Consider the following 25,110-nt stretch of genomic DNA (forward strand, 5'->3'; position numbering starts at 1 on the left):
CGCGTTCCCCGTCACGGCCGGCCGGCCCCACACCCAGCTTCGGAGCCTTGGCACATGCGCACGTTCGCGATATTCGCCGGCATCGCCCTCGTCGGGGCGATGATCTTCACGATCGTCTCCTTCTCCTCCTCGCCCGCCACCTCGCCGGCGGCCGGCCAGCCGGGCCGCGAGACGCTGCAGGAGCGGCTCAAGCGCCTGCCCGGCGACCACCGCGGCTGGGCCGAGCTCGGCCTCCAGTACGTCGACCAGGCCAGGGTCACCGGCGACCCGGCGTTCTACACCAAGGCGGAAGGCGCGCTCGCCACGGCCGCCAGGCTGAACGACCGCGACGACACGGTCCTCACCGGCCAGGCCGCGCTGGCCGCCGGCCGCCACGAGTTCCGCGACGCCGTACGGCTGGCCGAGCGCGCCATCGACGCCAACCCGTACGGGGCCGCGGCGTACGGCGTGCTGGCCGACGCCAGGACCCAGCTCGGGGACCTGAAGGGCGCGCAGCAGGCCGTGGACAGGATGCTGGGCCTGCGCCCGGGAGTGGCCGCCTTCGCCCGCGCCTCGTACACGGCGGAGCTGCGCGGCGACCGCGACGGGGCACGCAAGTACCTCGAGTACGCCCACGCCGACGCCTGGTCGCCGGCCGACCTCGCCTACAGCCGCTACTACCTGGGCGAGCTGGCGCTGCACGCCGGCGACCTGGAGACGGCGGCCGGCTGGTACGCCAGAGCCCTGCAGGCCTACCCCGCCTACACGCCCGCCCTCGCCGGCCAGGCCAGGGCCGCGGCACTCGGCGGCCGCCTCACCGAGGCGCTCGACCTCTACGAGACCGTGGTCCAGCGGCTGCCCCTGCCCCAGTACCTCATCGAGCAGGGCGAGACCCGGATCAAGGCGGGCCGGCAGGCCGACTGGACGCTGCTCGAAGCGCAGCGCAAGCTCTTCGAGGCCGCGGGCGTGCGCGACGACCTGACGTGGGCCGAGTTCCTGGCCGACCACGGGGACCCGGCGCGGGCCGTCGAGCACGCCAGGGCCGAGTACGCCCGCAACCCGAACCTCGTCGCCGCCGACGCCCTGGCCTGGGCGCTGCACAAGGCGGGGAGGCCGGCCGAGGCGCTCCGCTACGCCCGGGAGGCCACCGCCACCGGCTGGCGGAACCCGCTGATCACCTACCACCGCGCCAAGATCGAGCAGGCCCTCGGCCGCTCCGCGCGGGTGGACCCCGGCTTCGACCCGACGCTCTCCGCACTGGCGAGGTTCTCATGAGATCGGCCCGGCTCGCCCTGACGGCCCTGCTCCTCACGCTGTGCGCGACCGTCCTGCTCGGTGGCCCGGCCCGGGCGGGAACCACGCCGCAGGCGATCACCGCCTCGCACCCGCTCGGGCGGTTCACCGTCAACCACTACAACGGCCTGCGGGTCGCGCCCGCGCAGGTGCGCAACCACGCCGTCGTGGACCTGGCCGAGCTGCCGACCCTACAGGCCAGGCCCGAGGCCGACGCCGCCTACGCCACCCGCCGCTGCGCCGCGCTGGCGAGCGCCCAGCGGCTGGAGGTGGCCGGCCGGGCGGTGCCGTGGCGCGTGGCGAGCTCCGCCTTCGCCTACGCCCCCGGGGAGGGGGGCCTGGAGACCAGCCGCCTGTCCTGTCAGCTCGTGGCGGAGGTCCGCGCCTCGGGGGCCGTGAGGTTCACCGACGGGTTCGAACAGGACAGGATCGGCTGGCGCGAGATCACCGCGACCGGGGACGGCGTACGCCTGACCGGCTCCTCGGTGCCAGGGACGAGCATCAGCCAGGAACTGCGGGCCTACCCCGACGACCTGCTGTCGGCCCCGCTCGACCAGCGCGTGGCCACGTTCACCGCCTCGGGCCCCGTCCTGGGCCTGCCCGCCGGCTCCGGGGTCCCCACCGGCGGCACGCCGTCCGGCGGGAGCGGGCTCGGCATCGAGATCGGCGGCCCGATCGGCGAGGCGCTGTCCGCCCTGGACCGGACGTTCACGAACCTGATCGGCTCGGACTCGCTGACGGTGCCGCTGGGGCTGCTGGCGGTGGGGCTGGCCGTGGTGCTCGGGGCAGGGCACGCGCTGATCCCCGGGCACGGCAAGACCGTCATGGCGGCGTACCTGGCGGGCCGCCGCGGCCGCCCGCGCGACGCGCTGGTGGTGGGCGCGACGGTGACGGCCACGCACACGGCCGGGGTGCTGGTGGTGGGGCTGCTGCTGACGGTGTTCACGGCGCTGGCCGGGGAGTCGGTGCTGGCCTGGCTGGGGGTGGCCAGCGGCGTGCTGATCGCCGCCATCGGCCTGCGCCTCCTCCTCAACTCCCGCCGCCCCGCCCCGCACGGACATGGGCACGGCCACGGACATGGGCACGGCCACGGGCATGGCCACGGGCACGGGCATGGCCACGGGCACGGGCATGGGCACGGTGACGACGAGCAGGGCTCTCACGCCGGCAGGAGCAAGCGGGCGGGCCTCATCGGGCTCGGTGTGGCGGGCGGTCTCGTCCCCAGCCCCTCGGCCCTCATCGTGCTCCTCGGCGCGATCGCCCTCGGCCGGACGTGGTTCGGCGTGGCGCTGGTGACCGCCTACGGCGTCGGCATGGCCGCCACCCTCACCGTCACGGGCCTGCTGCTGGTCAAGCTCGTGGACCGGCTGGAAGCCCGCGCCTCGGCCGGCCGGCGCCTGGCCGCCAGGCTCTCGGGCCTGGCCCCGCTGGGCACGGCCGCCATGGTCGTCCTGCTGGGCGCGGGCCTGGCCCTGCGTTCGGTGGCGTCGCTCTAGTCGATCTCCGGAACGTCGTCGCAGTCGTGGTCGACGTCACCGTCGTCGGCCCGGCGCAGCTTGATGTCGTCCACCCAGCCCTGCGTGAACCGCCGGATCTCCTCGATCTGCTCCTCGCGCACGCCGTGGACCTCGAAGTCCTCATCCGGCATGAGGTCGACGAATTCCAGCCGCGAAAGCAACTCGTGCACGGCGAAGAACTCGTGGTGCACGGCGGCGAGCTGTTCGAATGCCCGGTAGGAGTAGTGCTGGGAGACGGCGGCGATGTCGATGATGTCGCGGGCGAGACCGCGCTCGTGCACGTCCCGCATCTTCAACCCGACGGCGTCGTCGAGGCCGAGCACCTTCAGCGTGCCGCACGTGACCGGCCGTTGCTGGAGCGCCTCGCGCAGGAGGCCGAACTCGCAGGTCTCCCCGGTCACCGGATCTCGGACCATCAGCCTGCCCATCCGGGGCGTGACCTCGATGACGGACGCGTCCAGCCCGGCCGCCTGGCACGCTCCGATCACGCCCCGCGCGACCTCGGGCAGCGGCATGTCCACAGCGGTGGCGAAGTCGAGGTCCTTGCCCGGCCGGTCGGTGAAGCCGTGCGCTCTGAGCGCGTAGCCGCCGGCGAGCCCCAGGCCGTAGTGCTCACAGACGGGGGAGACGGCACGCAGCAGTCGCTCCTGCCACGACGGGAGTGCCATGCCTCAAGTATGCCGACGACCACGCCGCGTGGAGGGCAGGTCATGACGCCCGGAGAGGAACTCCTGGAACGCGATCTTCACCTTGATCACCGGCCTCCGCCACCGCTCCTCCCGATGGATCGCCCGAGCCATCTTGCGAGGCGAGCGCCTGGCGAAGAACCAGTACGCCCACGGCGACCCCGGCCGCGCCAGCCGGACCGCCCCCACCAGCAGCATCGGCGGCACGAACAACCCGGCCATCCCCGTCCAGATCTTCCCCTTGAGCAGCGTGACGACGGCCAGCGCCAGGTTGGCCACGATCAGCGCGGCGGGGTTGACGGGGGTGCCGTAGTCCCAGGTGAGCGGGCGCAGCCCGATGAGGAGCAGCCCGGTCACGGCGACCGCGATGAAGACGGCGTCCACCGAGGTGCGGCCCTCCTCCTCCCAGTACACGTCGTGCAGGTGCAGGATGAGCGCGAACTCGTCCAGCACCAGCGCCGACCCGACGCCGAACACGGAGGCCGCGACGGCGGTGCCGACCTGGGAGCCGGGCGAGACGATGAGCGTGACCCCGCCGACTAACATCAGCACGACGCCGAACACCACGTGGTGGATGTGCATCTCCCCCACGTTGACGTTGCGGAACCAGCCGACCTTCGCCCTGATCAGGCGGACGTTGATGCGGGTGGCGATGAAGGCGGCGATGAGCATGACGAAGTAGCAGAACAGCGGGAGCCGTCCCGTGGCGACGATGCTTTGCTGAAACCAGTTGCCCATATGACTCTGGTTCAGATGGTACGAGGCCTGCGGATGTTCCCGGCGACTCAGGACAGGAACGCCCTTAACAGCGCGGCCGTCCCCTCCAGGTGCTCGGCCACGGCCCGCCGGGCCGCCTCGGGGTCCCCGGCGAGGATGGCGTCCACGATGGCCTGGTGCTGCACGGCGGCGTGGTCGAGGTTGACCTGCAACATCGGGATGGCGTTCAGCAGGTCGCTGACCCGCGAGCGGGCGTCGGCGCAGGTGGTGGCGAGCAGGGTGGAGCCGGTGAGCTCCGCGATGGACAGGTGGAAGGCCGTGTCGAGGCGGCGGTAGTCCTCCAGCCCCGCCCCGTTCAGCTCGGCAAGCCGGCGCGTGAGCACGGCGCGCTTGTCCTCCCCGAGCTCGGAGGCGGCCAGCACCTGGGCCGCGCCGCACTCCACGGCGAGCCGGAAGGTGAGCGCGTCCGACAGCTCGGCCATGCCCATCTCGTTGACGGCCTGGCGCAGGTCGCCGGCGTCCGGCTTGGGCGGCACGTAGGTGACGAACGCTCCCCCGTACCGCCCCCGGCGTACGTCGAGGTAGCCCGCGTCGGACAGCGCGCGGATGGCCTCGCGCAGCGTCACCCGGCTGATGCCGAGCCGGACGGCAAGCTCGCGCTCGGGGGGCAGCTTGTGACCGGGCGGGACCACGCCCAGCTTGATCGCCTGGAGCAGCCGTTCCACGGTCTCCTCGAAGGCGTTGCCCGCCCTGACAGGGCGCAACACCGTCATCAAACGCGCCGACTCGTCCAACGTGTCCTCAGGTCTTGACAAGCGATCCCGCCATGCTGATCAATGGTCTGAGACTAGCCCAATTAACGGGAAAGCGCTTCAGGCCAGATCGGAGCTGGGCAGCGTGAGCGATCGAGCGAGCACCGGGTTCCTTTCCGTCGCCGAGCTGCGCGACGAGGTGGCGGCGGGCCGCATCGACACCGTGCTCCTGGCGATCGCCGACATGCAGGGCAGGTTGCAGGGCAAGAGGCTGTCGGCGCGCTACTTTCTCGAAGAGGTGCTGCACCACGGCTCGGAGGGCTGCAACTACCTGCTGGCGGTGGACGTCGACATGAACACCGTCCCGGGTTACGCGATGTCGTCCTGGGATCGCGGGTACGGCGACTTCGTGATGAAGCCGGACCTCGGCACGCTGCGCCGGGTGCCGTGGCACGAGGGGACCGCGATGCTGATGGCCGACCTGGCCTGGGAGGAAGGCGGCGACGTGACCGCCTCCCCGCGCCAGGTGCTGCGCAGGCAGCTCGCCCGGCTCGCCGGCCGGGGGCTGGCCGCGTACGTGGGCACGGAGCTGGAGTTCGTGATCTACGACGACAGCTACGAGGACGCCTGGCGGCGCGCGTACCGCGACCTGACCCCCGCGAACCTCTACAACGTCGACTACTCCCTGCTGGGCACGGCCCGCGTCGAGCCGCTGCTGCGGCGCATCAGGCGCGGGATGGAGGGCGCCGGCCTCTACGTCGAGTCGGCCAAGGGCGAGTGCAACCTGGGCCAGCACGAGATCGCCTTCCGCTACGACGAGGCGCTGCGCACCTGCGACAACCACGTGATCTACAAGACCGGCGCCAAGGAGATCGCCGCCCAGGAGGGCCGGTCGATCACGTTCATGGCCAAGCCGAACCAGCGCGAGGGCAACTCCTGCCACATCCACATCTCCCTGCGGAGCGTGGACGGGGATCCGGTGATGGCGGGCGAGGGGCCGTACGGGCTCTCGCCGCTCGGGGCCCGCTTCATCGCGGGCCAGCTCGCCTGCATGCGGGAGCTGACCCTCCTGTACGCCCCCAACATCAACTCCTACAAGCGGTACGTGCCGGGCAGCTTCGCCCCCACGGCCGTCAAGTGGGGCGTGGACAACCGCACCTGCTCGCTGCGGCTCGTCGGCCACGGGAGCTCGCTGCGGGTGGAGAACCGGGTGCCGGGCGGCGACGTGAACCCGTACCTGGCGGTGTCGGCGCTGATCGCGGCCGGGCTGCACGGCATCGACGCCGAGCTGCCGCTGGAGGACCCGTACGGCGGCAACGCCTACGACTGCGGCGCCGAGACCGTGCCGCACACGCTGCGCGACGCGCTGGCGCTGTTCGAGGGGTCGAAGCTGGCGCGCGAGACGTTCGGCGAGGACGTGGTGGAGCACTACGCGAACAACGCGCGGGTGGAGCTGGCCGCGTTCGACGCGGCGGTGACGGACTGGGAGCTGTTCCGTGGTTTCGAACGGATGTGACGGAAGCACATGAAGATCGTCAATCCGGCGACGGAGGAAGTCGTCGCCGAGGTCGAGCTCGCCGACGCGGCCGAGGTCGACCGGGCCGTGGAGCGTGCCAGGAAGGCGCAGGCGGCTTGGCGCGAGGTGTCGCCGGGCGACCGGGCGCGGCTGCTGCGCAGGTTCGCCGACCTGGTGGACGGGCACGGCGAGGAGCTGGCGCGGCTGGAGCTGGCCAACGCCGGGCACACCATCGGCAACGCCCGGTGGGAGGCCGGCAACGTCCGCGACGTGCTGCACTTCTACGCCGGCGCGCCCGAGCGGAACCACGGCAAGCAGATCCCGGTGCCCGGCGGCGTGGACCTCACCTTCCAGGAGCCGCTGGGCGTCGTCGGGATCATCGTGCCGTGGAACTTCCCCATGGTGATCATGATGTGGGGCGTGGCCCCGGCTCTCGCGGCGGGTAACACGGTGATCGTGAAGCCTGCCGAGTGGACTCCGCTGACCGCGCTGAGGCTGGCAGAGCTGGCCCTGGCGGCGGGCCTCCCCGAGGGGGTGCTCCAGGTTCTGCCTGGGGCAGGGGAGGTCGCGGGAGCCCGCCTGGTGGAGCATCCCGGCGTGGCCAAGATCGTGTTCACCGGCTCGACCGAGGTGGGCAAGGAGATCGCCGCCACGGCGGGGCGGCAGGTCAAGCGGGTCACGCTGGAGCTGGGCGGCAAGTCAGCGAACATCGTCTTCGCCGACGCCGATCTCGAGAAGGCGGCGCGAACGGCGCCCTATGCCGTGTTCGACAACGCCGGGCAGGACTGCTGCGCCCGGTCCAGGATCCTGGTCCAGGCCGGCGCGTACGACGAGTTCATGGAGCGCCTGGCCGAAGCCGTGCGCGGCGTCGTGGTCGGCGACCCCCTCGACGAGGCCACCGAGATGGGCCCCCTGATCAGCGCCGAGCACCTGGAACGCGTCCGGGGCTTCGTCGACGGCGCCCCCTACCTGCAGGGGTCCTGCCCCCAGGGCAAGGGCTACTGGTTCCCGCCGACCGTCCTGACCCCCGAGGTCACCGACCCGGCGTTCACCGAGGAGATCTTCGGGCCCGTGGTGTCGGTGGTCAGGTTCGAGGACGAGGCGCAGGCCGTACGGATCGCCAACGACACCCCCTACGGCCTGAGCGGCTCCATCTGGACCCGCGACGTCGGGCGGGCGCTGCGCGTGGCCAGGGCCGTCGAGTCGGGCGCCCTGTCGGTGAACTCCCACTCCTCGGTCCGCTACTGGACCCCGTTCGGCGGCTTCAAGCAGTCCGGCCTCGGCAGGGAGCTCGGCCCTGACGCGCTGGCGGCGTTCACCGAGACCAAGAACGTCTTCATCTCAACGGAGTGACACACATGCAGCGGTTGCAGGATCGGGTGGCGGTCATCACCGGCGCGGGCAGCGGCATCGGGCTGGCCACGGCCCGCCGCTTGGCCGACGAGGGCGCCAGGGTGGTCTGCGCGGACATCGACGAGGAGGCGGGCGTCAAGGCCGCGGCCGAGGTGGGCGGCCTGTTCGTCAAGGCCGACGTGACCAGCGAGGACGACGTCGTCAGGATGTTCAGGACGGCGCACGACACGTACGGCAGCGTGGACGTCGCCTTCAACAACGCCGGCATCTCGCCGCCCGACGACGACTCGATCCTGGAGACCGGCCTCGACGCCTGGCGCCGCGTCCAGGAGGTGAACCTGACCAGCGTCTACCTGTGCTGCAAGCACGTCATCCCGTACATGCGCCGCCAGGGCAGGGGCTCGATCATCAACACCGCGTCGTTCGTGGCCGTGATGGGGTCGGCGACCTCGCAGATCTCCTACACCGCCTCGAAGGGCGGGGTGCTGGCGATGTCGCGGGAGCTGGGCGTGCAGTTCGCCAGGGAGGGCATCCGGGTCAACGCGCTGTGCCCCGGGCCCGTGAACACGCCGCTGCTGCGGGAGCTGTTCGCCAAGGATCCCGAGCGGGCGCAGCGGCGGCTGGTGCACGTGCCCGTGGGCCGCTTCGCCGAGGCGTCGGAGATCGCGGCCGCGGTGGCGTTCCTGGCCAGCGACGACGCCTCGTTCATCACGGCCAGCGAGTTCCTGGTGGACGGCGGCATCTCCGGCGCCTACGTCACGCCGCTGTAGGGGGCGGTCATGGGTCCCGTCATCGGCATCACGTGTTACGCCGAGACCGCCTCGTTCACGGTGTGGCAGGACACCCGCGCCGCGCTGCTGCCGTACACGTACGTGGAGCAGGTCGTGCGGGCCGGCGGCCAGCCGGTCCTGCTGCCGCCCGCCGGGGAGCCGGCCGGGCTGGTACGCCGCCTGGACGGGCTGATCCTGGCAGGCGGCGGCGACATCGATCCGGCCAGGTACGGCGCGGAGCCGCACGAACGCAGCGGCTACGTCCGGAAATTTCGGGACGAGGCGGAGTTCGCCCTGCTCGCGGCCGCCCTCGACGCCGGGCTGCCCTTCCTGGGCGTCTGCCGCGGCCTCCAGGTGCTCAACGTGGCCCTCGGCGGCAGCCTGCACCAGCACCTGCCCGACGTGGTCGGCCACACGGACCACTGCCCGGGGCCCGGCGTCTTCGGGCACCTGCCCGTCACCCCGGTCCCCGGCACCGGCCTGTCCAAGGCGCTGGGCGAGGAGCCGGTGACGGTCCCCCACTACCACCACCAGTCCGTGGACCGGCTCGCCCCCGGCCTGACGGTCACCGCCACCACCGAGGACGGCACCATCGAGGCCGTGGAGTCCTCCGGGACGTTCACCATGGCCGTGCAGTGGCACCCGGAGGCGGCCGAGGACCACGCGCTGTTCGAGGCGCTCGTCCGGGCCTGCTGACGCCAGTAACCGGCGCATGCCCTCAAAACGTGATCGCCCCCCGTGGTTCACGTCCGGCCCGCAACGCGACAACAGCCCCGTAACGGCACTAGGCTGACGGACATCACCGTCGAAACCGCGCGGGAGAGCACCCTGACAGCCGGTCAGGGTCCCTGAAGGAGCAAGCCCTCCCCGCGAACCTCTCAAGGCAAAGGACCGCGCGGACGAGGTGTCCTCTGGAAAGCAGGCCTGCGGGCCTCGCCGAAGGTGAAAGTCCGGCAAAAGTCGGGTGAAACTCTCAGGCATCGATGACAGAGGGGGAGGATGCTGGCATCCACTCCTGTCCTGAGGTGCGACAAATGTCCCGACCGACACCGCTACGAGACGTTCACGAGAGCCTCGGCGCCACCCTCACCGACTTCGCCGGGTGGCTCATGCCGCTCCGGTACGGCAGCGAGTCCGCGGAGCACCGGGCCGTCCGCGAGGCGGCCGGGCTGTTCGACCTCTCGCACATGGGCGAGATCTTCCTGACCGGGCCGCAGGCCGGCGAGGCGCTGGACTACGCGCTGGTCGGGCACCTGTCGGCGCTGGCGCCCGGCCGGGCCAGGTACACCATGATCGTGAACGAGCGCGGCGGCGTGCTCGACGACCTCATCGTCTACCGGCTCGGTGACGAGGAGTTCATGGTCGTGGCCAACGCCTCGAACTACCAGAAGGTCGCCGGCGAGCTGCGGGAGCGCGCGAAGCCGTACGACGCGGTGGTGGAGGACCGTTCGGACCGGTACGCGCTGATCGCCGTCCAGGGCCCGCGCGCCCAGGAGATCCTCGCCACGCTCACCGACGCCGACCTCGACGGGCTCAAGTACTACGCGGGCCTGCCCGGCCAGGTGGACGGCCGGCAGGCGCTGATCGCCCGTACCGGGTACACCGGCGAGGACGGGTTCGAGCTGTTCGTGGCGAACCAGGACGCCGTGCCGCTCTGGCACGCGATCACGGCGGCCGGCGAGCCGCACGGGCTCAAGCCCGCGGGGCTGTCCAGCCGCGACACGCTCCGGCTGGAGGCCGGCATGCCGCTGTACGGCAACGAGCTGAGCGCGGAGCTCACTCCGTTCGACGCGGGCCTGGGCAGGGTGGTGAAATTCGACAAGCCGGGCGACTTCGTCGGCAGGTCGGCGCTCGAGGCGGTCAAGGACGACACGCCCCGGCGCAGGCTCGTCGGCCTCGTCGCACGGACCCGCCGGGTGCCGCGCCACGGTTACCCGGTCACCAAGGACGGCGTCGTCGTCGGCGAGGTCACCAGCGGTGCGCCCTCCCAGAGCCTGGGAAAGCCCATCGCGATGGCCTATGTGGACACCGGCGCCGAATCAGGCCTGGCCGTGGACATCCGGGGCAGCCATGAACCTATGGACCTGGTTGAGCTGCCCTTTTACAGGAGGAACAAGTGAGCAACATCCCTGACGACCTGAGCTACACCAAGGAGCACGAGTGGGTTGCCGGGCTGGAGGACAGCGCCACCGTGACGATCGGCATCACGGCCTTCGCCGCCGAGTCCCTTGGTGACGTCGTCTACGTGCAGCTTCCCGAGGTCGGCGCCAACGTCGAGCAGGGCGACTCCGTCGGCGAGGTGGAGTCGACCAAGTCCGTGAACGAGATCTACGCCCCGGTCGGCGGCGAGGTCACCGAGGTGAACCAGTCCGTCGTGGACGACCCGGGCCTCGTCAACAGCGACCCGTACGGGGAGGGCTGGATGTTCAAGGTGCGCGTGGAAGGCGACCCTGAGGACCTGCTCTCGCCTGAGGAGTACACCGCTCTCACCTCGGGCGAGTCCTGACCTAACCGCCGGGGCCCCGCGCGGGCCCCGGCCTCTCAAGAAGGGCGCACATCAATGGCGATCAGCGTCTTCGACCTCTTCAAGATCGGCATCGGCCCGTCGAGCTCCCACACGGGCGGCCCCATGGCGGCGGCGCACAAGTTCGTCCGCGGCCTGCACGAGGACGGCCTGCTGGAGCGGGTCGCGCGCGTGGAGGCCATCCTCTACGGCTCGCTCGGCCTGACCGGCAAGGGCCACGGCAGCGACAAGGCGGTCCTGCTCGGCCTGTCCGGCGAGAAGCCCGAGCTGGTGGACGTGGACACCGTCGACGCCCGCATCGCCGCGATGCGCGAGTCGGGCACCGTCAAGCTGTACGGCACCCGCGAGATCCCCTTCGTCGTCGGCGAGCACCTCGTCTTCGAGCGCAAGATCTCCCTGCCCGAGCACCCGAACGGCATGCGCTTCACCGCCTTCGACGCCTCCGGCGAGCGGCTCAGGGAGAAGGTCTACTTCTCGGTCGGCGGCGGTTTCGTCGTGGACGAGAAGGCCACCGGCGCCGGCCGCATCAAGCCCGACGACACCGTGCTGCCCTACCCCTTCACCACCGGCGAGGAGCTGCTCAAGCACTGCTCGAACACCGGCCTGTCGATCTCCGCGCTGATGCTGGAGAACGAGAAGGCGTTCGGCCGCACCGAGGAGGAGATCCGCCAGGGCCTGCTGCGCCTGTGGCAGGTCATGTCCGAGTGCGTGCGCCGCGGCATCTCCAAGGAGGGCGTGCTGCCGGGCGGTCTGAAGGTCAAGCGCCGCGCCAACCAGCTCCACCGCCGCCTGCAGTCCGAGCCGCCGGAGAAGGACCCGCTGCAGGCCATGGACTGGGTCACGCTGTTCGCCCTGGCGGTCAACGAGGAGAACGCCGCCGGCGGCCGCATCGTCACCGCCCCCACCAACGGCGCCGCCGGCATCATCCCGGCCGTCCTGACCTACTACACCCGCTTCGTCCCGCACGCCGACGACGACGGCGTGGTCCGCTTCCTCCTGACGGCCGGCGCGATCGGCGTGCTGTTCAAGGAGAACGCCTCGATCTCGGGCGCCGAGGTGGGCTGCCAGGGCGAGGTGGGCTCGGCCTGCTCCATGGCCTCCGCCGCGCTCACGGAGGTGCTCGGCGGCACGCCTGAGCAGGTGGAGAACGCCGCCGAGATCGGCATCGAGCACAACCTGGGGCTGACCTGCGACCCGATCGGCGGCCTCGTCCAGATCCCGTGCATCGAGCGCAACGCCGTGGCCTCCAACAAGGCCATCACGGCCGCCCGCATCGCGCTGCGCGGCGACGGGAAGCACTACGTGGCGCTGGACAAGGCCATCAAGACCATGAGGGACACGGGCAGGGACATGCTCGACAAGTACAAGGAGACCTCGCGCGGCGGCCTGGCCGTCAACGTGATCGAGTGCTAGCGCCGCACGTGGAGCCGCACCACCGTGGGGGTGTCGTCGTCGCGGACCTCGCGCCGGATGCGGCCCACGATGTCCTGGTCCAGCTTGCTCACCACCGCGCCCACGTCGGCCGCCGCCGGGCAGGTCAGGCCGATGCGCAGGCCGTCCTCGGCGACCCGCACCCCCGTCCTGCTCAGCCCGTCCACGCCTTTGAGCCCGACGAACAGCATGGCCGTGCCCGTGCCGTTGTGGGTGCCGCGGCGGCCCCAGCCCAGGCCGACCAGCAGCCAGCGCAGCGCGACCAGGGCCAGCAGCAGCAGGCCCAGCGCGAGGAACCACAGCGGCCACGGGTCCTCCGCCAGCGCGCGGTGCGCCTGGGCGGGCAGGACCTTGGCGGTGGGCGGGAGGTCGAAGAAGCGGTCGTGGCCGCGTAGCCACGCGTACCCGCCCGCGCCCAGCAGCGTCGCCCCGACGACCGCCAGGCCGGCGCGGTTGCCGGCGTACTGACGCATCACAGCCCCCTGCCGGCCGGCGTGCGGCGCTTCGGCGTGCGAGGCGAGCGGCGGGGCATCACGCGGCCCTCCTGCGCAGGCGTACCACGACCTCGCCCGTGCCCAGCGTGCCGACGCCCGCCAGGCGGTCGCCCACGGCCGTCCCGACCTGCCTGAGCATCTGGCCGGTGCTCTCCGCGCCGGTCGTGACGGTGACCTCGATGGTGCGCCGGCGCAGGCGTACGCGGGCCTTGTCCACGCCCGCCACCTGCTGCGCCGCCGCGCACAGCGTGCGGCGCAGGCCCGAGCGGGTGATGCCGATGACGATCAGCGGGTCGGACGTCTCCACCGGCACCAGCCTCGTACGGCCCGGCACGATCGCCAGCAGCAGCATGAGCGTGCCCGCCCCCGCCGACACCAGGGCCGCGGTGGCCGTGTCCGGCCAGGTGGTCCTGCCCGCGAGCTCGACCACCTCGTCCACCGGGACCCAGCCGAGCGGCGCGCCGAGCAGCGCCGACACCACCTCGGCCGCGGTCGCCCCCAGCCCGGCGGCCAGCGCGAGCGCGACCAGGGCTCCAGGGACGGTACGCGCCGGCCTGAGCACCCTGCGCGCCCGGCGCAGCCCGGTGTCCCGCGGGGCGACGACGGCGCCGGGCAGAATCTGCTGAAGCGTGGTCATCACAACGACAGACGTACATGCACCCCGCACGGCCTGGACCGCGCCCTCGCCGCCGATTTGCCCGAACATTACGGGGACGGCGACTAACGCGAACAAGGCTCATATTCTTTTGCCCGTTATGCGGTTACGCTGCCGGTATGGATGACCGCCAGCGCTACGACCGCGCCACAGCGGCTCTCGAACCACCGTTCGCGATCGTCGATCTCGCCGCCATGCGGGCCAACGCGGCGGACCTCGTCCGCCGGGCCGCGGGCAAGCCGATCAGGGTGGCCAGCAAGTCCATCCGCAGCCGCCCCCTGCTCGAACGCATCCTGGCCATGGACGGCTTCCGCGGCGTCATGTCGTACACGCTCCCCGAGGCGCTCTGGCTGGCCGGGAACGGCATCACCGACATCCTGGTGGCCTACCCCACGGCCGACCGGCACGCGCTGGCCGCCCTGGCGGGGGACGCGCGCGCCGCCGGGCACATCACCGTGACCGTCGACTCGGCCGCCCACCTCGACTACATCGAGGCGGCCGTCGCCGCGGCCCGCCCGCGCGCCGAGATCCGGCTCTGCCTCGACCTCGACGCCGCGTACGTCGCCTTCGGCCGCAGGGCGGGCGCCCTGCGCTCCCCCGTCCGCGAGCCGCACGAGGCCGCCGACCTGGCCGCCGAGATCGCCAAGCGGCCGGGTTTCCGGCTGGTGGGGCTGCTGGCCTACGAGGCGCAGATCGCCGGCGTCGGCGACGCCCCGCCCTCGAACGCCGCCCGCGCCCGCCTCATCCGGCTCATGCAGGCGCTCTCGGCCCGGGAGCTCATCCTGCGCCGCGGCCGCGTCGTGAACGCCGTGCGCCGGCTCGCCGACCTCGAGTTCGTCAACGGCGGCGGCACCGGCTCCGTGGAGCTCACCGCGCGCGAGAAGGCCGTCACGGAGCTGGCGGCGGGCTCCGGCTTCTTCCATCCGCGGCTGTTCGACTTCTACCGCCGCTTCACCGGGCGCCCGGCCGCGCTGTTCGCCCTGCCGGTGGTGCGCCGCCCGGGCCCCGGCACGGTGACCGTGCTCGGCGGCGGCTACCTCGCCTCCGGCCCCGCGGGCCCGGTCCGCGCGCCGCAGCCGTACCTGCCCGCCGGCCTGCGTTACGCGCCCGAGGAGGGCGCGGGCGAGGTGCAGACGCCGCTGCTCGGCCAGGCGGCCGAGGACCTGCGGCTCGGCGACCGGGTGTGGTTCAGGCACGCCAAGGCGGGCGAGCTGTGCGAGCACTTCGACGTGCTCCACCTCGTCGACGGCGACACCGTGGTGGAGCCGGTCCCGACGTACCGGGGCGAGGGCCGCACGTTCCTCTAGGGACCAGGGCCTCTAGCGGCGCCTGCGGCGGCGCCACAGCACGACGGCCGCCCCCACGACCAGCACCGCGCCGACCCCGATCAGCAGCGCCCCCAGCTCGGGCCGCTCGTCCTCCCAGACCTGCTCGGGATCGTCCCCGTACTCGACCGGCCGCGGGGTCACCCCCAGCGCGTCGCCCACGGACGCCACGAAGTGACCGGCCCTGCTCTTGACGTCGGCCACCGTACGCTCGGCGACCCGCTTGGGGCTCACCCGGTCGGCAATGGCGTCGACCGTCTGCGCCAACTCCGCGCGCGTCCGCGCGATCCGCCGCTCCAGCTCGTCGGGATCGGTGTCAGCCATGGCTCTCCTTTCGACCGTACGCGTGCCCCGCGCCGCGTTCCGAGCGGGCTCCGTCCGTTCTGGTCGTGATCAGTCTGTCAGGTCGGCGCGCCGGACGGCACAACGGCCGGGCCGGTAGGTTGGCGGGAAGAACGTAGGAGGGCCCATTGACCGAGACCAGACTCACGCCCGGCGACGCCGCGCCGGAGTTCACGCTACCCACCGCCGACGGCGGCACCATCTCGCTCGACACCTTTCGCGGCAAGCGGGTGATCCTCTATTTCTACCCTGCCGCGATGACTCCGGGCTGCACCAAGCAGGCCTGCGACTTCCGCGACAACCTCGGCCAGCTCACGGCCGAGGGTTTCGCCGTCCTCGGCGTGTCGAAGGACAAGCCGGAGAAGCTCGCCAAGTTCGCCGAGCGTGACGCGCTGACCTTCCCGCTGCTGTCCGACCCCGACCTGGCCGTGCACCAGGCGTACGGGGCGTACGGCACGAAGAAGCTGTACGGGAAGGAAGTCGTGGGGGTGATCCGGTCGACGTTCGTCATCGACGGCGACGGGAAGGTGGAGCAGGCGCTCTACAACGTGAAGGCGACGGGACACGTGGCCTCGCTGAAGAAGAAGCTCGGCCTGTCCTGACCGCCGGTGGGCCCTCCGTCCAGGAGGGCCCGGACGATCGTCTTCTCGTGCGCGCAAACGCTTCCGGCTCGCATGCGGAGCGCTAAACTTGTGTGCGGCCCGCTGCGGCGGGGAAGGCGCGGGCGTGGCGAAATGGCATACGCGGCAGGTTTAGGTCCTGTTGGTGGAGACACTGTGGGGGTTCGAGTCCCCCCGCCCGCACACCTGTCAGCCCCCGTAGGCCGGCTCCGGTTCCAGGTACTCCGCCGATCCGCCGGGGATCCTCTTGGCAGCCGGCGGCAGCACGCAGTAGCCGTGGTCCTCACCTGTGTAGCACCCCGGCCCTCGCAGCCTGGGTTCCCAGCCGCGATGCTGCTGCCACCGGTCCGGAGCCCGCATCCACATCTCATGGCTGTCGTGGTCGTGGGCGAGGTCGTTGAAGGCCGCCACGGTGACGCCGCCGAGCAGGCCGCCGACGAGGAGCCCGACCATCCCGGCACTCATGACCTGGGTCCGCCTGCGGCGCAGGAAGTCGCCGAAGGGGGACGACCCGCGCTCCCATGAGGCGGGGTTCGGCCGCGTGGGCGGGATGTAGGCGTAGGCGCGGTCGGCCTGCTCGCCGTACTTGAGCGGGCCCGGCTCGGGCAGCTCCCGGGTCGGCTCCGACGACGGGGTCGGGTCGCGCGGCGCTTCCTCTTCGCCGCGCGACCCGGCGTCGCGATCATGATCCGCCATCACGATCTCCCTTTACTCGCCCCCACAGGGGGCGCTCCCAGTCATAGAGAATGCCAAAGCCACCGTAAGCCCCATGTAAGAGCAAATCCATGTAAGACCTGGGTCGTACTCCCACTTCCGCCTCCAGGCGGACCAATGTCCCGCTTGAGCTGCATATCGTGATGATGTGTTCGGCAGGGTACGGGCGTGGTCCAGGCGCCACACGAAGCTGGCGGGCCTCCTCCGGGTGGGCCCCCTGACGTTGTTGTGCGCCCTCACAGTGGTGCCGTACGCGTCGACGGCCCCACCGGACGCGAGCGTCCTCCTCCACCTGGCCGGTTACCTGGGGCTCGCGGCGGCGCTGATCGTGCCGCTGTGGTGGCGGGACCGGCCGCTGACCTCGTTCGCCGTGGTGTCGCTGGTCAGCTTCGGGCAGTGGCTGGCGCAGGTCGATCTGCAGCCCGCCAACATCGCGGTGCTGGTCGCGCTGTGGGGGGTGGCCTACCAGTGCTCGTTCCGGTGGGCGCTGGCCGCGTGCCTGGTGGCGGAGCTGGGGGTGTTCCTGGCGCTGCTCAACTGGGAGCTGGCCACGTTCGGGATGTTCTTCAGCGGCACGATCTTCGTGGTGACGGTCTGGCTGACCGGCCTGTACGCCAACACGCGCCGACGCTACCTGGAGGGCCTGGAGGAGCGCGCCGAGCGGGCCGAGCGCGAGCGGGACCAGCAGGCCAGGATGGCGGCGGCGGCCGAGCGGGCCAGGATCGCCAGGGAGCTGCACGACGTCGTGGCCCACAACGTCAGCGTCATGGTGGTGCAGGCCGACGGCGCCGGCTACGCCCTGGACAGCGACCTCGACCAGGCCCGCCTGGCCGTCAAGAACATCTCCAAGACCGGCCGCGCCGCGCTCGCCGAGATGCGCAGGCTGGTGGGCGTCCTGCGCGAGAACGAGGACGCGAGCACCGACTACACGCCCCAGCCGGGCCTGGGCCAGCTGGAGCAGCTCGTACGCGGCTCCGCCGTACCGGCCAGCCTGCGGGTCGGCGGCCCGCCGGCCGAGCTGCCGGAGGGCCAGCAGCTCACGGTCTACCGCATCGTCCAGGAGGCGCTGACGAACGCGCTCAAGCACGGCGGCCCCGGCGTGGAGGCCGCCGTGGAGATCGACTACCTCGGTGCCGAGCTGGTCGTCCGCGTGACCGACAACGGCCGGGGCGCGGCGGCCCAGGAAAGTCCTGACGGGCACGGCCTGATCGGCATGCGCGAGCGCGTCGGCATGTACGGCGGCGCCGTGTCGGCGGGCCCCCGGCAGGGCGGCGGCTTCGAGGTGCTGGCCAGGTTGCCGATGGCGAAGGCGGCGTAGATGATCCGGGTGATGCTGGTCGACGACCAGGAGCTGCTGCGGGCCGGGTTCAGGATGGTGCTCGGCGCGCAGCCGGACATCGAGGTGGTGGCGGAGGCGGGAGACGGCGTCGCGGCGCTGGAGATCCTGAAGACCACCGAGGTGGACGTGGTGCTGATGGACGTCCGCATGCCCGGCATGGACGGCGTGGAGGCCACCAGGCACGTCGACGGGCCGAAGGTGCTCATCCTGACCACGTTCGACCTCGACGAGTACGCCTTCGCGGCGGTCAGGGCGGGCGCGGCCGGGTTCCTGCTGAAGGACGTGCCGCCGGCCGACCTGGTCAACGCGATCAAGGTGGTGCACGCGGGCGACTCCGTGGTGTCGCCGGCCACGCTGCGGCGGATGCTGGACCGCTTCGCCGCGCAGCTCCCGGCCGACGCCCCGCTGGCGTCGGCGGCGGGCGAGCTGACGCCGCGCGAGCGGGAGGTGCTGCTCATGGTGGCGCGCGGCCTGTCCAACATGGAGATCGCGGCGCGCCTGGAGGTGGCGGAGGCGACGGTGAAGACGCATCTGGGGCGGGTGCTGGCCAAGCTGGGGCTGCGGGACAGGGCGCAGGTGGTGGTCTTCGCGTACGAGGCCGGGCTGGTCGTGCCCTCGCATCGGCCGAAAGTCTGACGGGGGTCATCCACCGGCGCACGTGAAGTCCCTCCTCAAGGCCCACAAAATCCAAAATTTCCACTCCTAGCGTGAGTCGCGGCTATAAATCGCGACAAGGAGTGAAAGTGACGCTCACTGAGACCCGGCGCCAGGCCCCGCCCGCCGTCGTGGCCACCGATCTGACCAAGGTGTACGGCCAGGGCGACGCCCAGGTGCACGCCCTGCGCGGGGTGAACGTGTCGTTCGCCACCGGGGCGTTCACCGCCATCATGGGCCCGTCGGGCTCCGGCAAGTCCACGCTCATGCACTGCCTGGCCGGCCTCGACGCCGCCATCTCCGGCACGGTGCACATCGGCGACGTGGAGCTGACCGGGCTGACCGACAAGCAGCTCACGCTGCTGCGCCGGGAGCGGATCGGCTTCATCTTCCAGGCCTTCAACCTGCTGCCCACGCTCACCGCCGAGCAGAACATCCGCCTGCCCCTCGACATCGCCGGCCGCCAGGCCGACCAGGTGCTCTTCGACCGGGTGATCGAGACCGTCGGGCTGCGCGACCGGCTCTCGCACCGGCCGACCGAGCTGTCCGGCGGCCAGCAGCAGCGGGTGGCGGTGGCCAGGGCGCTCATCAGCAAGCCGCAGGTGATCTTCGCCGACGAGCCCACGGGCAACCTGGACTCCCGCAGCGGGGCCGAGGTCCTGTCCTTCCTGCGCACCTCCGTGCGCGAGCTGGACCAGACCATCGTCATGGTCACGCACGACCCGGTGGCGGCCTCGTACGCCGACCGCGTGGTGTTCCTGCGTGACGGCGAGCTGGTCACCGAGCTCGCCGCGCCGACGCCGCAGAGCGTGCTGGACACCCTCGTCCGGCTGGAGGCGTGAGGTGCTCAGGACCGCGCTGGCCGGGCTGCGCGCGCACCGGCTCAGGCTGCTGCTCACCTCGCTGGCGATCATGCTCGGGGTGGGGTTCATCGCGGGCACGTTCGTGCTCAACGACACCGTCCAGGCCGGCTTCGCCCAGCGGGTCACGGCCGACGCGGGCAAGGTGGACGTGGCCGTGCTGCCGGCCGAGCCCGACGGGACGGTGCCCGAGGAGGTGCTGGAGCGCGTGCGCGCGCTGCCCGGCGTGACCGAGGCCCAGGGCCTGATCAGGGCGAGCGCGCCCGTCCTCGGCAAGCAGGGCAAGGTCGTCGGCAACTTCCCCACCACCGCCCTGTCGGTCATCCGAGGCCCGCTCGACCGCACCGCCGTCGTCTCCGGCACCGGCCCCGGCACCGACGACGGCGCCGCCGTCCTGGACGAGAACACCGCCAGGGCCCAGGGCTTCCGGCTCGGCGACACGATCACCGTGCTCGACCGCGACCAGCGGCGGCACCAGTTCAGGCTGGTCGGCCTGATCGACACCGGCGTGGACCAGATGCTCGCCTACACCGGCGCGGTCGGCTTCACCCCCGCCGTCGCCCAGCGCATGACGGGCGCGAAGGGGTACGCCGAGATCGACGTGGCGGGCACGGTGTCGAAGCAGGCCGTCGCGGCGGCCGCCGGCGGCGCGTACACCGTCAAGACCGGCGCCGAGCTGGCCGACGACCTGGCCGCCGCGGCCGGCGTCGAGACCCAGATGTTCACGCTGGGCCTGCTGCTGTTCGGCGTCGTGGCGATGATGGTGGCCGCGCTGGTCATCTACAACACCTTCAACATCCTCGTCGCCCAGCGCACGCGCGAGATGGCGCTGCTGCGCTGCATCGGGGCCACGCGCGGGCAGGTGTTCGGCTCGATCGTGCTGGAGTCGGCCGTCGTGGGCCTGCTGGCCTCCGCGCTGGGCCTGCTCATCGGGTACGGCCTGGCGGCGCTCACGCTGACCGTGCTCGGCGCGCTCGACGCCCCGCTGCCCACGGACGCGGCGGTCTCGCTCACCCCGCCCACGATCGCCATCGGGCTGGCCGTGGGGCTGGTCGTCACGGTGTGCGCGGCCCTGCTGCCCGCCCGCTCCGCCACCCGCGTGCCGCCGATCGCGGCACTGCGCAGCCAGGCGGAGGAGCAGACCTTCCGCGCGGGACTGGTGCGCGCCGGCTTCGCGGCGTTGTTCCTGGTGGCGGGCCTGGGCACGACGGGCGCCGGCGCGTTCGCGCTCGAACCCGGTGAAACCTCGCTCTTCGTCGTCATGGCCGGGGGCGCGCTGACCTTCCTGGCGGTGCTCATCCTGGGCCCGGTGCTGGTCAGGCCGCTGAGCGCGCTGGTGGGCTGGGTCCCGCGGCGGCTGTTCGGGGTGCCCGGCCGCCTGGCGGTGGACAACTCGGGACGCAACCCCAAGCGGGCCGCCACCACCACGGTCGCGCTGACGATCGGGGTGACGCTGATGACGCTGATCACGGTGGTCACCGCGTCCACCAGGCTGACGATGACGGTCAAGCTGGACGAGCAGTTCCCCGTCGACTACCTGCTGGCCAGCCAGGAGCGCGACTCCGTCATCCCCAGGTCCGTGGCCGGGGAACTGCGCGGCCGGCCTGAGCTGGCGTCGGTGGCGCAGATCCGCGAGGTCAAGACCACGGTCGACGGCAGGCGCGTGGACGCGGGGACGTTCAGCGGCGGCATGGAGCCGCAGGTCGCCGCCGGCTCCATGCGGGGGTTCGGCGCGGGGCAGGTGGCGCTGGACGACGTCACGGCCGAGCGGCTCGGCGCCCGGGTCGGCGACACGGTCTCGATGCGGACGGAGCACGCGGGCACCGTGTCGCTGAAGGTGGTCGCGGTGCTCGACAGCACGGAGTCGACGCTGCCGCCGGTCACGGTCGCGGAGCAGCCGTTCGAGTCGTACTTCGGCGCCGTGCCCGACTCGCGCGTGATGGTGACCATCGCGGACGGCGTGCCCCCGGACAAGGCCCGCGCGGTCGTGGACGCCGCCGCGGCGCCCTACCCGAACGTGCAGGTGACCAGCTCGACAGAGGTACGCGGGCAGTTCGACGAGACCCTCGACATGTTGCTCATGATCATCACCGGGCTGCTCGGGCTGGCGATCCTGATCTCGCTGCTGGGCATCGCGAACACGCTCTCGCTCTCCGTCCACGAACGGACCAGGGAGTCCGCGCTGCTGCGGGCGCTCGGCCTCACCCGGCCGCAGCTCCGGCGCATGCTGTCGGTCGAGGCGCTGGTCCTCGGGCTGATCGGGGCGCTGGTCGGGGTGGTGCTGGGTGTCGTCTTCGGCTGGGCAGCGATGCGGGCGATGCTGAGCGGGGCCCTGTTCGCGGCGCCGGTGGCACAGATCGCGCTGTACGTGGTGCTGTCGGGGCTGGCTGGGGTGCTGGCGGCGGTGCTGCCTGCCCGGCGGGCCGCGCGGGCCTCGATCGTCGGTTCCCTGGCCACGGGGTGACTCCGGACAGACGCCCCGAAGTCGAATAAATCCGGAAAACCCGGATAGAGGGTATCTGCGGGTCGGGCGTCTTATGGGGGCGGCGCCCGGCCTTGCTCTGCCGCGCGCCAGCGGGGCGTTCGGCCAGACTCCGCTCCGGCTGCCGGCAGAGCACACGGCCCGGCCCTCGCTCCGACGGTCACCGGGGCGTGCGGCCGGGCCACAGCTCGGCCACGGTCTCCGGGTCGAGCAGCGGCCGGGCCACCACCTCGCCCGTCGCCCGGTCGATCACCACGCATCCGCCCCCGGCCGTCTCCGGCAACCTGGCCGGATCGTCGGGCTCCAGGTCGCGGATCCACGCCACGTACCCGCCGTCGAACCCGAACACCCCCACCGGCAGCGCCTCCTCCGGCGCCCGCACCCCGTTGTAGTACTCCTCGGCCAGCGCCCTGGCCTCCTCCAGGTTCATCGCGGCCGCCCCCGGCGATCGAGTATCACGCAGAACACCCCGGTCACGGTCCGGTACGGCGGCTCGACCGACATGTGCCCCCGCTGGGCGTCGATCCAGATGACCTCGCCGTCGAAGTTGACCGCGTTCCAGGCGTGGGAGCCGCCGCCGGGCCAGCGCACCACGATGACGGCCGCGGCGCCGTGCCCGGCGTCGAGCAGCCGCCGCGCGATCAGCGGGTAGGCGTGCCGGCCCTGACCGGCGTACTGCAGGCGATGCCCTGCCCACCGCTCGATCCTGGCCACGCTCCCCTCCTCGCCGGTCAGCACCGGCCGGCCGATCCGGTCGTACTCGGGGAGTCTCGGCGCGGCCGTCGCGGGCTCGCCGTGCCAGGTGGACAGCACGGCCAGCGCGCAGTCGGCGGCGTTGGACGACCGGAACGGGTCGTCGGCCGGGCCGCCGCCGTTGACCAGGCGCACCCAGGTGCCACGCGGGTCGGGGAAGCGGGCGCCGGGCCGCAACGCCTCGGCGAGGTCCCGCTCCACCTGCGGGTCCGGCTGGGCGAGCCCGCCGGGCACCCCGTACGGGCGGCTGTCGGCGAGCCTGGGCGGCCGCCGCGGCCCGTCGAACCAGTCCTCCTCGGCAGCAGGCACGCCGAGCTCCGGGCCGCCGTCCCGCGCCCGGCCGGCGTCGGGCACGTCACCGGCCGACGCCGGATCGGCGGCCAGCTCGTAATCGAGCCACCGCACGCCGTCGGCCACCACGGGGTTGTAGTGCCCATTCTGAAGGGCCCATCGGACACTCGGCTTGCGCTCGCGGAACACGGCCTGCCTCCTGTCATGCTCGACGAACGATCGTAGAGGCGACGCCGTGTCAAAGGGGCGAACTCGGCGGAGATTCTCCGCGCTCGCCAGGGCCTTTACCTGCGAAAACGCCGCAAACCAGGGCTCAGGCCACCTGCACGGTGACGGTGTGCCAGCCGCTCGCGCCGTCGGGCGCGGGCGGGGCGGACTGCTCGGTCTGGGTACGCCCGGAGGCGTCGGTCGCCCGCACCTCGATCGTGTGCTCGCCGGGGGCCGCCGTCCAGTCGATCGCCCACTGCCGCCACGTGTCGGGCCCGGGCACCTCGGCCAGCCTCGCCTCCCGCCACTGCCCGCGGTCCACCCGCACCTCCACCGCGTCCACGCCGGTGTGCTGCGCCCAGGCCACCCCGGCGATCGTGGCGGGGCCCGCCTTCAGCGAGCCGCCCTGCTTCGGCACGTCGATGCGCGACTGCGTCTTGATCGGGCCCATGGCGGACCAGCCGCGCGGGGTCCAGTACGCCTGGTCACGGTCGAACCTGGTCACCTTGATGTCCACCACCCACTTGGTGGCCGAGACGTATCCGTACAGGCCGGGCACCACCTGCCGCACGGGGAAGCCGTGATCGACCGGGAGCACCTCGCCGTTCATCGCCACCGCGAACAGCGCGTCGCGGCCGTCCATCACCACGTCCACCGGGGTGCCGCAGGTGAAGCCGTCGGCCGAGGTGGACAGCAGCATGTCGGCGTCGGCCCGCAGCCCGGCCCGGCGCAGCACGTCGGCCATCCGCGCGCCCAGCCAGCGGGCGTTGCCCACGTAGGGGCCGCCGACCTCGTTGGAGACGCAGGCCAGCGTGACGTCCGCCTCGGTGAGCGGCAGCTTCAGCAGGTCGGCGAAGGTGAGCTCGACGGGGCGGTCGACCATGCCGTGGATGCGCAGCGTCCACTCGGCCGGGTCCACCTGGGGGACGACGAGGGCGGTGTCCACGCGGTAGAAGTCCCTGTTCGGGGTGACGAACGGCGACAGGCCGCCGATCCGCAGATCCGCGCCGGCCGGGACGGGCCCGGCGGGGGTCGCCGCTCTGGGCAGCGTCACCCCGCCCCGCGCCGCGTCCACGGCCCGCCGCCCGCCGAGCTGCTGCCCCAGCACCGCTCCCGCCCCGGCCACGGCCACGCCTCCGGCGACGCCGGTCAGCAGGCGCCTCCGGTCGAACGCCGGCGCCTCGCCGCCGGCCCGCATCACCGCGGGCCGCTGCACCGCGCCCCGGCCTTGCGTCATCCCAGCGCCAGCCTCGCCCTCCGGCTTCCCAGCGCCCTCCGGCTCTCCAGCGCCGTCCTGTCGCGGCGAGCCGGAGGGGGCGGGCTCGGCAGACGCGGCGGCAGGCGTGCGCGACGCGGTACCGCCGGCCGCACGCCGTAGCAGCCAGCCCAGCGCCCAGGCCCCGGCGGCCACTCCCACCACGGTCGGCACCACGTCCAGGGCCCCGGCGTCCGGTCGCGTGACCACCGCCAGCACGCCGATCACCCCGAACAGCACGAACCCGAGATGACCGAACAGGAGCCGGCGGCGGGACAGCAGCCCGATGAGCGCGGCCACGGCGGCGAGCACCACGAGCACGCCGCCCAGCAGGACGGCCTTGTCGTTCTCGCCGAACGCCCTGATGGCGAAGTCCTTGACCGGGGCGGGCGTCAGATCGACGGTCGCGTCGCCGACGGCCACCACGGGAAACGTCGTGGGCCCGACGACCCCGGCGACAAGCTGCGCGACCCCGAGGGCGACGCCCCCGCAGGTCAATCCCGCCAGAGCCCCCGCCCACGCGGGGACCGTTGTATTCCTCTGCACAAGAACGACGCTACGTCCCCCCGAGCAGCGCAATT

Annotated in this window: 25 protein-coding genes, 1 tRNA gene and 1 riboswitch; of the genes, 16 read left to right on the forward strand and 10 right to left on the reverse strand. The window is 72.4% G+C overall.

The window, feature by feature from the left end; translation table 11 throughout:
• Window positions 1-54: 54 nt before the first annotated feature.
• Both ACBJ32_RS19285 and ACBJ32_RS19290 read left to right on the forward strand, forming a co-directional pair.
• Entirely contained in the window at window positions 55-1,254 is a 1,200-nt protein-coding gene (locus ACBJ32_RS19285; RefSeq protein WP_375127892.1) for a tetratricopeptide repeat protein, read from the forward strand.
• Window positions 1,251-2,768 (forward strand): nickel/cobalt transporter, encoded by a 1,518-nt coding sequence (locus ACBJ32_RS19290; protein WP_375127893.1) that lies wholly within the window; start codon window positions 1,251-1,253, stop codon window positions 2,766-2,768. The genes ACBJ32_RS19285 and ACBJ32_RS19290 overlap by 4 nt, the downstream gene beginning before the upstream one ends.
• Here ACBJ32_RS19290 and ACBJ32_RS19295 read toward each other — a convergent pair.
• From ACBJ32_RS19295 to ACBJ32_RS19305, 3 genes are read right to left on the reverse strand one after another with little or no spacing between them, the layout of a single operon-like run.
• Window positions 2,765-3,457, reverse strand: coding sequence for a nucleotidyl transferase AbiEii/AbiGii toxin family protein (locus ACBJ32_RS19295; RefSeq protein ID WP_375127894.1), 693 nt, complete (start codon window positions 3,455-3,457; stop codon window positions 2,765-2,767). The two genes, ACBJ32_RS19290 and ACBJ32_RS19295, sit on opposite strands and share 4 nt — an antisense overlap.
• Before the next feature lie 3 nt (window positions 3,458-3,460).
• Complete coding sequence (locus ACBJ32_RS19300; protein WP_375127895.1) at window positions 3,461-4,213, reverse strand: hypothetical protein; 753 nt, start codon at window positions 4,211-4,213, stop codon at window positions 3,461-3,463.
• 47 nt (window positions 4,214-4,260) lie between these two features.
• On the reverse strand, window positions 4,261-4,965 hold the full coding sequence (locus ACBJ32_RS19305; RefSeq protein ID WP_375127896.1) for a FadR/GntR family transcriptional regulator: 705 nt from the start codon (window positions 4,963-4,965) through the stop codon (window positions 4,261-4,263).
• Window positions 4,966-5,089: 124 nt separating this feature from the next.
• Here ACBJ32_RS19305 and ACBJ32_RS19310 point away from each other — a divergent pair, with 124 nt between their 5' ends.
• From ACBJ32_RS19310 to ACBJ32_RS19340, 7 genes are all read left to right on the forward strand, one after another.
• Window positions 5,090-6,460: a glutamine synthetase family protein gene (locus ACBJ32_RS19310; RefSeq protein WP_375127897.1), complete on the forward strand. Its 1,371-nt coding sequence runs from the start codon at window positions 5,090-5,092 to the stop codon at window positions 6,458-6,460.
• Window positions 6,461-6,469: 9 nt separating this feature from the next.
• Window positions 6,470-7,813 carry an aldehyde dehydrogenase family protein gene (locus ACBJ32_RS19315; RefSeq protein WP_375127898.1) on the forward strand — a complete coding sequence of 448 codons (1,344 nt, stop codon included), beginning with the start codon at window positions 6,470-6,472 and terminating at the stop codon, window positions 7,811-7,813.
• Between the two features lie 5 nt (window positions 7,814-7,818).
• On the forward strand, window positions 7,819-8,583 hold the full coding sequence (locus tag ACBJ32_RS19320) for a 3-oxoacyl-ACP reductase (RefSeq protein ID WP_375127899.1): 765 nt from the start codon (window positions 7,819-7,821) through the stop codon (window positions 8,581-8,583).
• Between the two features lie 9 nt (window positions 8,584-8,592).
• Window positions 8,593-9,279, forward strand: a complete 687-nt coding sequence (locus ACBJ32_RS19325; protein ID WP_357875606.1) for a gamma-glutamyl-gamma-aminobutyrate hydrolase family protein — start codon at window positions 8,593-8,595, stop codon at window positions 9,277-9,279.
• Between the two features lie 110 nt (window positions 9,280-9,389).
• Window positions 9,390-9,487, forward strand: a riboswitch (glycine riboswitch).
• A gap of 130 nt (window positions 9,488-9,617) precedes the next feature.
• Window positions 9,618-10,703: a glycine cleavage system aminomethyltransferase GcvT gene (gene gcvT / locus ACBJ32_RS19330; RefSeq protein ID WP_375127900.1), complete on the forward strand. Its 1,086-nt coding sequence runs from the start codon at window positions 9,618-9,620 to the stop codon at window positions 10,701-10,703.
• Window positions 10,700-11,089, forward strand: a complete 390-nt coding sequence (gcvH, locus tag ACBJ32_RS19335; protein WP_375127901.1) for a glycine cleavage system protein GcvH — start codon at window positions 10,700-10,702, stop codon at window positions 11,087-11,089. Before gcvT ends, gcvH begins: the two co-directional genes overlap by 4 nt.
• A 54-nt stretch (window positions 11,090-11,143) precedes the next feature.
• Window positions 11,144-12,520 carry an L-serine ammonia-lyase gene (locus ACBJ32_RS19340; protein WP_375127902.1) on the forward strand — a complete coding sequence of 459 codons (1,377 nt, stop codon included), beginning with the start codon at window positions 11,144-11,146 and terminating at the stop codon, window positions 12,518-12,520.
• Here ACBJ32_RS19340 and ACBJ32_RS19345 read toward each other — a convergent pair.
• Together ACBJ32_RS19345 and ACBJ32_RS19350 are read right to left on the reverse strand one after the other, a co-directional pair.
• Window positions 12,517-13,011 (reverse strand): hypothetical protein, encoded by a 495-nt coding sequence (locus ACBJ32_RS19345; protein WP_357875617.1) that lies wholly within the window; start codon window positions 13,009-13,011, stop codon window positions 12,517-12,519. The two genes, ACBJ32_RS19340 and ACBJ32_RS19345, sit on opposite strands and share 4 nt — an antisense overlap.
• Before the next feature lie 58 nt (window positions 13,012-13,069).
• The gene (locus tag ACBJ32_RS19350; protein ID WP_375127903.1) at window positions 13,070-13,669 is read right to left on the reverse strand and encodes a DUF6286 domain-containing protein; all 600 of its coding nucleotides are present in this window, start codon (window positions 13,667-13,669) and stop codon (window positions 13,070-13,072) included.
• A gap of 137 nt (window positions 13,670-13,806) precedes the next feature.
• Between ACBJ32_RS19350 and ACBJ32_RS19355 the strand changes: the two genes are divergently transcribed.
• Window positions 13,807-14,994, forward strand: a complete 1,188-nt coding sequence (locus ACBJ32_RS19355) for an amino acid deaminase/aldolase (protein ID WP_375127904.1) — start codon at window positions 13,807-13,809, stop codon at window positions 14,992-14,994.
• A gap of 12 nt (window positions 14,995-15,006) precedes the next feature.
• On the opposite strand, the gene ACBJ32_RS19360 is transcribed toward ACBJ32_RS19355, so the two are convergent.
• Window positions 15,007-15,336, reverse strand: coding sequence for a DUF3618 domain-containing protein (locus ACBJ32_RS19360; protein WP_357875623.1), 330 nt, complete (start codon window positions 15,334-15,336; stop codon window positions 15,007-15,009).
• Window positions 15,337-15,482: 146 nt separating this feature from the next.
• Here ACBJ32_RS19360 and bcp point away from each other — a divergent pair, with 146 nt between their 5' ends.
• Together bcp and ACBJ32_RS19370 are read left to right on the forward strand one after the other, a co-directional pair.
• Window positions 15,483-15,956 (forward strand): thioredoxin-dependent thiol peroxidase, encoded by a 474-nt coding sequence (bcp, locus tag ACBJ32_RS19365; RefSeq protein ID WP_357875625.1) that lies wholly within the window; start codon window positions 15,483-15,485, stop codon window positions 15,954-15,956.
• Window positions 15,957-16,074: 118 nt separating this feature from the next.
• Window positions 16,075-16,157, forward strand: a tRNA-Leu gene (locus tag ACBJ32_RS19370).
• Between the two features lie 6 nt (window positions 16,158-16,163).
• Here the strand turns inward: ACBJ32_RS19370 and ACBJ32_RS19375 are convergent.
• A complete protein-coding gene (locus ACBJ32_RS19375; protein WP_375127905.1) occupies window positions 16,164-16,670 on the reverse strand; it encodes a hypothetical protein in 507 nt (168 codons plus the stop codon).
• Between the two features lie 166 nt (window positions 16,671-16,836).
• Between ACBJ32_RS19375 and ACBJ32_RS19380 the strand changes: the two genes are divergently transcribed.
• The 4 genes from ACBJ32_RS19380 to ACBJ32_RS19395 all read left to right on the forward strand — a co-directional run bounded on the left by ACBJ32_RS19380 (window position 16,837) and on the right by ACBJ32_RS19395 (window position 22,005).
• A complete protein-coding gene (locus tag ACBJ32_RS19380; RefSeq protein ID WP_375127906.1) occupies window positions 16,837-18,006 on the forward strand; it encodes a sensor histidine kinase in 1,170 nt (389 codons plus the stop codon).
• Window positions 18,007-18,663 carry a response regulator transcription factor gene (locus tag ACBJ32_RS19385; RefSeq protein WP_375127907.1) on the forward strand — a complete coding sequence of 219 codons (657 nt, stop codon included), beginning with the start codon at window positions 18,007-18,009 and terminating at the stop codon, window positions 18,661-18,663.
• 107 nt (window positions 18,664-18,770) lie between these two features.
• Window positions 18,771-19,523 carry an ABC transporter ATP-binding protein gene (locus ACBJ32_RS19390; RefSeq protein ID WP_375127908.1) on the forward strand — a complete coding sequence of 251 codons (753 nt, stop codon included), beginning with the start codon at window positions 18,771-18,773 and terminating at the stop codon, window positions 19,521-19,523.
• Between the two features lies 1 nt (window position 19,524).
• Window positions 19,525-22,005: an ABC transporter permease gene (locus ACBJ32_RS19395; protein ID WP_375127909.1), complete on the forward strand. Its 2,481-nt coding sequence runs from the start codon at window positions 19,525-19,527 to the stop codon at window positions 22,003-22,005.
• Between the two features lie 178 nt (window positions 22,006-22,183).
• On the opposite strand, the gene ACBJ32_RS19400 is transcribed toward ACBJ32_RS19395, so the two are convergent.
• The 3 genes from ACBJ32_RS19400 to ACBJ32_RS19410 form a co-directional block, all read right to left on the reverse strand.
• A complete protein-coding gene (locus tag ACBJ32_RS19400; protein WP_357875637.1) occupies window positions 22,184-22,453 on the reverse strand; it encodes a hypothetical protein in 270 nt (89 codons plus the stop codon).
• Window positions 22,450-23,256, reverse strand: a complete 807-nt coding sequence (locus ACBJ32_RS19405; protein ID WP_375127910.1) for a toxin glutamine deamidase domain-containing protein — start codon at window positions 23,254-23,256, stop codon at window positions 22,450-22,452. Before ACBJ32_RS19405 ends, ACBJ32_RS19400 begins: the two co-directional genes overlap by 4 nt.
• 124 nt (window positions 23,257-23,380) lie before the next feature.
• Window positions 23,381-25,075 (reverse strand): molybdopterin-dependent oxidoreductase, encoded by a 1,695-nt coding sequence (locus ACBJ32_RS19410; RefSeq protein ID WP_375127911.1) that lies wholly within the window; start codon window positions 25,073-25,075, stop codon window positions 23,381-23,383.
• Window positions 25,076-25,110 lie beyond the last annotated feature (35 nt).

The organism is Nonomuraea sp. GTA35 (assembly GCF_041950525.1).
Classification (GTDB): domain Bacteria; phylum Actinomycetota; class Actinomycetes; order Streptosporangiales; family Streptosporangiaceae; genus Nonomuraea.